We start from the raw sequence: 8,284 nt of genomic DNA, 5'->3' as shown, positions 1-8,284 counted from the left end.
AACCCCGATCCTCGATCTGGGCCACGGCATCGCGCTTGAACTCGTCTGTGAATTTAGCTCCGGACATCTTGTCCTCCTTGCTTCCAAAATTACCAAGCAAGGCGTCTACAAATCTAGGGGCGATTCACAAAGAGCCATGGCAAGCCGCGCGTGGATGACCGGCGGGTTCTGAGCGGTATAATCTTCATCAATCGCAATGGCTTGCGATGGTTTGATGCGCCAAAGGAGTATGGTCCGCCCAAGACCCTCTACAACCGTTGGAAACGATGGAGCGACAAGGGAATTTTCGCTCGGATGATGGACGGTCTGGCTGCCGAAGCCGCTGTGCCGAAGACGGTGATGATCGATGCGACCTATCTCAAGGCGCACCGCACGGCGACCAGCCTGCGGTCGAAAAAGGGGGAGCCGGCGACCAGAGGGGCCGTCTGATCGGCCGCACAAAGGGCGGCATGAACACCAAGCTGCATGCCGTCACCGATGCCGATGGTCGCCCGATCCGGTTCTTCATGACGGCAGGCCAGGTCAGCGATTACACCGGAGCCGCGGCCCTGTTGGGCAGCTTGCCAAAGGCGGACTGGCTGCTGGCTGACCGCGGCTATGATGCTGACTGGTTCAGAGAAGCATTGAAAGACAAAGGGATAAAGCCCTGTATCCCAGGCCGGAAGTCTCGCGCCAAGCCCATCAAGCACGACAAGCGCCGCTACAAACGCCGCAACAGGATCGAGATCATGTTCGGGCGCCTGAAGGATTGGCGCAGGGTCGCCACCCGCTACGACAGGTGCCCGAAGGTCTTCCTCTCCGCAGTCGCCCTCGCCGCAACCGTCATGTTCTGGCTATGACCCAAGATCAATGGGTCCTGACCCTAAGGTCCGGATTCCGGACACGGCTTTCGGCATTTTCCGGACACGGGTCAGGGCAAAAACTGGACACGGGTTCTTGCGGATTGCCGTGTGCGATTTCCGGACACGGCTCGGCCAGATCAGCAGGGATGGTGGGGATTTCACATGCGGTTTCAGCATGATGGCCGAAGGGCAAAAACCCGTGTCCGATTTCCGGACATGGCTCCGGATCATGTGGTGCGAAGCCCTCCTCGAACCCCAGGATGTAGCGTGTCGGCAACTGGCGCTTGGTGACGGGATCGATACGCGGCACCCGCCGCAGCAGATGATCCGCCTCCAGCCGGTCGAGATGCTCGTTCAGGGTGGACCTGCTGATTTCGCAATCATGCGCCAGCCGGTCCTGCGACGGGAAGCAACCGAAGTCGGGGTTGAAGCGGTCGCACAGGTGCCAGAGCACGATCTTGGTCGTCGGCTTCAGCCCGCGCCGCTGGATCGCCCAGTTGCTGGCGTCATGGCTCATGGCGCGGCCCGCCGCATGGGGCGCTGCGCGCGGCTGGTGAAGCCGTTGTCGGCTAGCGCGCCCAGCGCATCGTCAACCGAACGCATCAGCGCCCAGCCAAAACCCTGCGCACAGACGGTGTCGCGGAAGACCTCCTGCGATTTGCAATCGGCCGGTTTCGCTTTTGACCTCGAGGAACAGCACGCGGCCGCCGGAGATCACGATCAGATCGGCAAACCCGGCATGAACGCCCATGCCGACCAGGATCGACTGACGCTTTGCGCCGCGGGGCCCGGCCTCGGTCACCTCGTTGGCGCAATGATGGACGATGGCGTCGCGGGGCAGGGCGAAGCGCAGTGCCTGCACGATGGCAACCGATTTGTGCAACAGAGCCCATCGAGGCAACGTTTCGTTTCGGTACCGCAGGCCTTATCGATCACCACCACCTGGCACACAATCTGGACCTTCTGGCTGTGCCAAACCCGTCGGTCCGGCGTAGCAAACTGCTTGGTCAGCGCCAAATGGCCCGGGACTTCGACCGTCAGGTCGCCGAGTTCCAGGTGCGTGTCGCCGTGCTGAACGGCTTCACTGCGCTCGGCATACCCGTCACAGAAGCCGTGGGAGGAGCCCATCCGGAGAAAGGGGAACCACGTCCGTCACAGGATTTGTGCAACAGAGCCCCATACTGACCTAACGAAACTCAATCGGCGAGATCGCGCGACGTGGATTCCGTCTGGATTCCCCGGTGAACGCGCCTGTCGCTAGCGAAACACCGCGCTGCGCCCCCCGCATAGGTTCGGGGCCAGGGAGGAACCGGAGGAGGGGGGCTTCATCCACCGCAAAGAGCGATATGGGCTGACCTGCCATCGCAAGAAAATATTAAATATATCAGTATCTTGCAATGCGCCTTCCTGGGCGGCAGCGTGGACATGGTCTTCCGTTCGGGGGAAGGGAAAGCCCTTGGGGCAACGTCACCAAGCTTCACTCCCCAAAGCCCCATTGTGCATCAACGCCGATCCGGCCTTGCCTCACTCCTTGTCGGACTGGCTCAGCCGGGTCTTCCAGCGGCCGATGTTGCCCAGCCGGCTCGCGGCCATGTCGAAGGCGTCGAAATGCTCGCCCAGCGCCACCATCTCGTCAAAGCGGGCATTTGCGGCTTCGCCCAGACGCCCGGCGGTGAAATGGATCAGCAGGTTGGTGGCAACCGCGAGTGAGGCGGTCGAATCCCAGAACGTGCCGACCAGCGTGTTCATTTCCAGAACCTCGTCGCTGAATTCGCGGGCCCAGTGGCTGAAGCGGTCGGTCATGATCACCATCGGAATGCCGATCTGCTTGGCCTTGCGTGCCAGCAGGACGCCCTCGCGGGCATAGGCCTCGGTGTCGACCAGGAAGATCAGCGAGGTTGCCGGGTCACTTTCCAGCACTTCGGAATAAACCCCGGCCGATCCGCGCGCAAAGCGGATACCGGGGCGCACATATTTCAGCCGGCTGGCGAAATCCATCGCGACGCCCTGAACGGCCTGAAACCCGAGAACGTGAACCAGGGGCGTTTCGGCCAGCCGCGTCACGATCCGCTCCCAGACCGGGCTTGAGGTGATCTCATAGGCGCGGCGCATGGCGTCCAGCTCAAGCTCAAGGCTTTTGGTCAAGGTGCCGAAATCGACCGAACGGCTGGTAAAGCGCTGGGTGACATCATCCAGCGCGGTGGTGTCGGCACCCGGCGGTGGTTGCAGATGTTTCTTCAGGTCGCGCAGATTGCCGTAGCCAAGGCTCCGCAGGAACCGGATCAGGGTCATTTCGCTGACCCCGATGGCCGTGGCGATCTGCACGCCGGTGTTGAAGGGCAGCACGCCGATGTTGTCGCGCAGCCAGGCCGCGATGGCGCGTTCCGACGGCGTCATTGCGGCGTGGCGGTCCTCCAGCGCGCGGAACAGGCCGTCCTGGCCTTGGGGAGGGGCCGGCGGCTGGGTCACGTCACGCCCGCCAGGGCCTGATCAAGATCCGGCGCGGCGGCGATCAGGTCACGGGTGTAAGCGGCCTTGGGATCGGCATAGACCTCGGCGGTGGTGCCGCTTTCGACAAGCTGGCCCGTGCGGAACACCGCCACGCGGTCGCAGAACTTGCGCACCACGGTCAGGTCATGGCTGATGTAGATCACCGTCAGATCCTGTTCTTTCCGAAGCCGGGTCAGAAGCTTCAGTATTTGCGCCTGAATGGTCACGTCAAGGGCAGAGGTCACCTCATCGGCGATCAGCACCCGCGGCGACAGCGCCAGGGCGCGGGCAATGCCGACCCGCTGGCACTGGCCGCCCGAGAGCATGCCGGGCCGGCGACCCGCAAGGCTGCGCGGCAGTTCCACCATGTCCATTAGCTCCAGCGCGCGGTCCATGGCCTCTGCCTTGGTCGCCAGACCATGCCGCCACAAGGGCTCGGCGATGGTGCGCTGGATGCTCATGCGCGGGTTCAGGCTGTCGAATGGACTTTGGAACACCATCTGGACCTTGCGGCGAAAGGCGGTCAGCGCCTCGCCTTTCAAACCGACCACCGACCGTCCCTCATAAAGGATGTCGCCGCCGGTCGGGGCGTTCAGGCCGATCACCGCGCGCGCGACGGTGGATTTTCCCGATCCGCTTTCGCCGACGATGGCCAGGCACTCACCCTGCCGCACCGACAGCGACACCCCGTCCACAGCCCGCACCACCTTGTCGCCCTTGCCCGGGAAATGCAGCGACAGGTCGCGCAGTTCGATCAGCGGGGCGCTATCCGGTCTTTGATCGGTCATCTGCGGCAATCGGCCCGGCTGCGAGGTGATCAAGAGGCGCGTGTAGTCATGCTTGGGCGCGTGGACCAGATCGCGCAGCCTGCCGGATTCGACGATTTCGCCCTGACGCATGACGATCACGCGGTGGCAGATTTCGGCGATCACCCCCAGATCGTGCGAGACCAGCGCCATGGTCAGGTTCCGCTCGCGGTTGAGCGTTTTCAGCAGGGCAAGGATTTCGGCCTGCACCGTGACATCGAGGGCGGTCGTCGGCTCGTCGGCCAGCAAGAGCTTCGGGCGGCAGGCCAGCGCGGTGGCGATCAGCACGCGCTGTTTCATCCCCCCCGAAAGCTGGTGGGGATAGGCGCTCATCCGCCCCGCCGCGTCGCGGATCTGCACCGCGTCCAAGAGCTTCAGGGCTTCGGCGCGCGCTTCGGCGCGGCTCATGCCGAAATGGAAGATCAGCGGCTCTGCCACCTGATCGCCGATGGTCATCAGCGGATCGAGATGCGAGGCCGGGTTCTGGAAGATCATCGCGATATCGCGTCCGCGCGCGGCCTGCATCGCCGCAGGCTGGGTCAGGTCCTGGCCGTGGTGCAGGATCCGCCCGCCCAGCGTAGCGCGGCGTGGCAAGAGCCCCAGCATGGCGCGGCAGGTCACCGACTTGCCCGACCCGCTTTCGCCGACGATGCCAAGGATCTCGCCTTCCTCCAGGTCGAAGGACACGTCCTTCACCGCCTGAACCGGGCCGGCGTCGCCGGGGAAGGTGACGGAAAGGTTTCGAATGGAAATCACGCTCATTGCGAAACCCTCAACCGGCGCGACAGCCCGTCGCTGATCAGGATGAAGCCAAGGCTCAGCGTCACCATTGCAAGGCCGGGAAAGAAGCAGATCCACCAGGCCTGAACGATGTAGGGCTGGCCATCGGAGATCATCACCCCCCATTCCGCCGTTGGCGGCTGCGCGCCAAGACCCAGAAAGCCCAAGGAGGCCCCGGCGAGGATCACCATCACCGCGTCGGTCCAGGCATAGATCGTGATCGAACCCAGCACATTGGGCAGCACATGGCGGAACAGGATGGCCCGGTCAGGAAAGCCAAGGGCCTTTGCGGCCTGCACGAATTCCAGCCGCTTGACCACCAGCACCTCGGCGCGGACCAGCCTTGCATAGGCCACCCAGGCCACCAGCCCCAGCGCCACGAAATAGTTCGCCAGACCCGGCCCCAGCAGGCCGACAATGGCGATCACCAGAATGAAGAACGGAAAGGCTACGGTGATGTCGACAAGGCGCATCAGGATCGTGTCGGTCATCCCGCCATAGTAGCCCGAGACAAGACCCACCAGCACCCCGATGCAAAGCGGCGCCAGCACGCCGATGAAGCCCATCCAGATGTCGATCCGGGCGCCGTGGATCACGCGCGACAGGATGTCCCGGCCCAGATTGTCGGTGCCCATCAGATGCGCCGGTCCGGGTGGCGCCAGCACGGCCGCAAGATCCAGTGCATTGGGGTCAGCGGGGGCGACGATCCCGGCGCCAGCGGCGGCAAGGATCCATGCGCCTACGATCAGGACGCCGATTGCCAGTTCGATCGTGCCCTTCTTCAGGCGCGGCCGGTCGCGGGCGGGCAGGTTGATTGCAGATGTCTCGGTCATCCGACAGTCCTCGGGTCAATGGCGGCGGTCAGAAGGTCGATGACCAGCGTGACCAGCACGGTCACCAGCGCATAGACCAGCGTCAGCCCCTGGATCACGAAATAGTCGCGGCCCAGCACTGCGCCGATCATCAGCGCGCCCAGTCCCGGCACGGCGTAGACGATTTCCACCACGACCGAGCCGCCGATCAGGAAGGCGATCATTACGCCCAAGAGGTTCAGTGTCGGCAGCACAGAGTTCGGCAGGATGTGCCGGCGGAAGATCAGGCGCTCGGGCAGGCCCTTGGCCCGGCAGGCGGCGACATAGTCCGCGTCCATCTGCTGAACCAGCGCGCCGCGCAGGTTCCGCGTCAGCACCGGCGCCAGCCAGAGCGAGGTGGAAACCGCCGGCAGGAAAAGGTGGTGCAGATGGCCAAGGAACCCCTCGCCATAGCCGCTGACCGGGAACCAGCCGAGCTGGATGCCGAAGAGCCGGGCGAAAATGACGGCCAGCCAGAATACCGGGATCGTCATGCCCAGAACCGACAGGAGGCGGATCACCTGATCGGGCCAGTCACCCTCGCGGCGGGCGGCGGTGACGGCCAGCAGCACCGTGACCGGCACTGTCATCGCCAGCACATAGCCGATCAGAAAGGCGGTGCGCGGCAGGTATTGTGCGATCAGATCCCAGACCGGCAGCCGGTACTTGAGAGAGTCGCCCAGATTGCCCTGCACCACATTGCCGACATAGGTCAGGTATTGCGACAGGAGCGACCGGTCCAGGCCCCAGGCCTCGCGCATGGCGGCAACGGCGTCGTCCGTCGCCCGCGGACCCAGAACCAGCCGCACCGGATCACCGGGAACCAGCATGACAAGCAGGAAGGACACCAGGCTGATGCCGATCAGCACCGGCACGATGTGCAAGAGCCGGCGGCCGATGAAAGTCAGATAGTGCATGCGTTGCTCGTCCAAATCCGCTGTGGAACCAGAAACCCCGGCGGGCCAGACTTGTGGCCCGCCGGAGAAAGTCGTCACTTGTCCAGCGTGGCGCCTTCCAGCGTCCATTGCAGGGCCGGCGTCATGCCAAGGCCGTGCAGCGCGGTGCTGTAGGCATTGGCGAAGGGCGGGTAGTAGATCGGGATCTGCGAAACTTCGGTGGTGGTGATGCGCTGCATCTCGGCATAGATCGCGGCCCGCTTGGTCTCGTCCAGCTCGGCGGCGCCCTGTTCGACCAGCTTGTCGACTTCGGGGTTGGCATAGAAGGTGTAATAGGCGTTGTTGCCGCAGGCTCCGCACAGCGCCCACCGCACCGCAAGGTCGGGGTCGGTGGTTTCATTGTAATACCAGGTCGGCGTGGCGTCGTAATCGCCCGACGTCAGCCGCGACCAGAAGGTGCCGGCATCGGCCTTCTCGATTTTGGCCTTCAGGCCGATCTGCGCCCAGAGTGCCTGCATCAGCACCGCCTGCTGTTCGCTTTCTGCGGATTCCGACACGAGGATGGTCAGCTCAGAGCCGTCATAACCCGATGAGTCGATCATTGCCTTGGCGGCGGCCGGGTCGAAGCCATTCACCTTGAGATCGGGATCGTAGTATTTCAGCGTGTTGGGAATGGTGCTGTTGGCCGGTTTGGCCGCGCCGAAGGTGACGGCCTGGGCAATGGCCGCGGTGTCCAGCGCCATCGCGGCGGCCTGACGCACGGCGATGTTGTCGAAGGGCGGGCGCGCATGGTTCAGAAGCCCGACATAGACGACGGTCGACGGCTCCATCGGCATTGCGTAGCCTGGATTGGCCGTCACTTCGGCGACCTGCGACCAGGGCACGTCCCGTACGACATCCAGTTCGCCCGACAGCAGCATCGAGACGCGCGTTGTGGCCGCAGGAATTTCGATCAGCTCGGCGCCTTCGTTCTTGGGAAAGCCTGTCCGCCAGTAATTCGGGTTCGGAGCGATGATGAGCCGGTCGTTGGGAATCCAAGCCTCCACCATGTAGGGGCCCGAGGTCACGACATTCTCGACAAAGGCAGCTTCGCCGCGCGCCTCGACATCCGCCTTCGACACGATGCCGGCGTTGAACACTTCAAGATTGCCAAGGAACGGCGCAAAGGCGTGCTTGAGCGTCAGCTTGACGGTGCTGGCATCGACCGCTTCGGCGGTATCAAGGGTCTGGATCGGGGCCGGATAGGCAGAATCCGGCGTGTCGCGCACCCGCAGCAGCGAGAACACCACGTCCTCGGCGGTGATCGGTTCGCCATTCGAGAACTTGGCGTCCCGCAGCGTCAGGGTGATGATCTTGCCGTCCTCGCTGACCTCCCAGGTCTCGGCCAGGCCCGGCGCCAGCTGTCCGGCCTCGTCGATCCGCAGCAGGCGCGAGTAAAGCTGGCCAAAGGTCTCGATCGAGCCGGCGGCGGCCGAGCGCATCGGGTCCAGCGTGCTGGTCTGATAGGGCGATCCGATCCTGATCTTGTCGGCCAGTGCTGGTGCGGCAATGAACAAGAGGCTGGCCGCCGAGGCGAGCAGCATTCTGGTGAGGGCTGGCTTCATTTGGGACTCCCTGAT

At 63.9% G+C, this 8,284-nt stretch carries 5 protein-coding genes and 4 pseudogenes; 2 read left to right on the top strand and 7 right to left on the bottom strand.

The annotated features are described in order from the left end of the window. Positions 1-123: 123 nt before the first annotated feature. Positions 124-839, top strand: a pseudogene (locus G4Z14_RS17590) (IS5 family transposase); the annotation flags it as partial. A gap of 28 nt (positions 840-867) precedes the next feature. Here the strand turns inward: G4Z14_RS17590 and G4Z14_RS17585 are convergent. Further along, positions 868-1,359, bottom strand: a pseudogene (locus G4Z14_RS17585) (helix-turn-helix domain-containing protein); the annotation flags it as partial. Then, positions 1,356-1,743: pseudogene (locus G4Z14_RS17580) on the bottom strand (VRR-NUC domain-containing protein). The pseudogenes G4Z14_RS17580 and G4Z14_RS17585, both read right to left, overlap by 4 nt. 95 nt (positions 1,744-1,838) lie before the next feature. Here G4Z14_RS17580 and G4Z14_RS17575 point away from each other — a divergent pair. Continuing rightward, positions 1,839-2,027, top strand: a pseudogene (locus tag G4Z14_RS17575) (IS5/IS1182 family transposase); the annotation flags it as partial. A 339-nt stretch (positions 2,028-2,366) separates the two neighbouring features. Here G4Z14_RS17575 and G4Z14_RS17570 read toward each other — a convergent pair. The 5 genes from G4Z14_RS17570 to G4Z14_RS17550 all read right to left on the bottom strand — a co-directional run bounded on the left by G4Z14_RS17570 (position 2,367) and on the right by G4Z14_RS17550 (position 8,269). Further along, positions 2,367-3,311 (bottom strand): MurR/RpiR family transcriptional regulator, encoded by a 945-nt coding sequence (locus G4Z14_RS17570; RefSeq protein ID WP_164628078.1) that lies wholly within the window; start codon positions 3,309-3,311, stop codon positions 2,367-2,369. Further along, positions 3,308-4,900 (bottom strand): dipeptide ABC transporter ATP-binding protein, encoded by a 1,593-nt coding sequence (locus tag G4Z14_RS17565; protein WP_164628076.1) that lies wholly within the window; start codon positions 4,898-4,900, stop codon positions 3,308-3,310. Before G4Z14_RS17565 ends, G4Z14_RS17570 begins: the two co-directional genes overlap by 4 nt. Further along, positions 4,897-5,751 (bottom strand): ABC transporter permease, encoded by an 855-nt coding sequence (locus G4Z14_RS17560; RefSeq protein ID WP_164628075.1) that lies wholly within the window; start codon positions 5,749-5,751, stop codon positions 4,897-4,899. Before G4Z14_RS17560 ends, G4Z14_RS17565 begins: the two co-directional genes overlap by 4 nt. Beyond that, entirely contained in the window at positions 5,748-6,686 is a 939-nt protein-coding gene (locus tag G4Z14_RS17555; RefSeq protein ID WP_164628073.1) for an ABC transporter permease, read from the bottom strand. Before G4Z14_RS17555 ends, G4Z14_RS17560 begins: the two co-directional genes overlap by 4 nt. A gap of 74 nt (positions 6,687-6,760) precedes the next feature. After that, positions 6,761-8,269, bottom strand: coding sequence for an ABC transporter substrate-binding protein (locus G4Z14_RS17550; RefSeq protein ID WP_227751838.1), 1,509 nt, complete (start codon positions 8,267-8,269; stop codon positions 6,761-6,763). Positions 8,270-8,284: the final 15 nt, after the last annotated feature.

Source organism: Tabrizicola oligotrophica, from assembly GCF_011008935.1.
In the GTDB taxonomy this organism is placed as follows: Bacteria; Pseudomonadota; Alphaproteobacteria; order Rhodobacterales; family Rhodobacteraceae; genus Tabrizicola_A; species Tabrizicola_A oligotrophica.
This window is presented reverse-complemented; position numbering and strand designations above follow the sequence as displayed.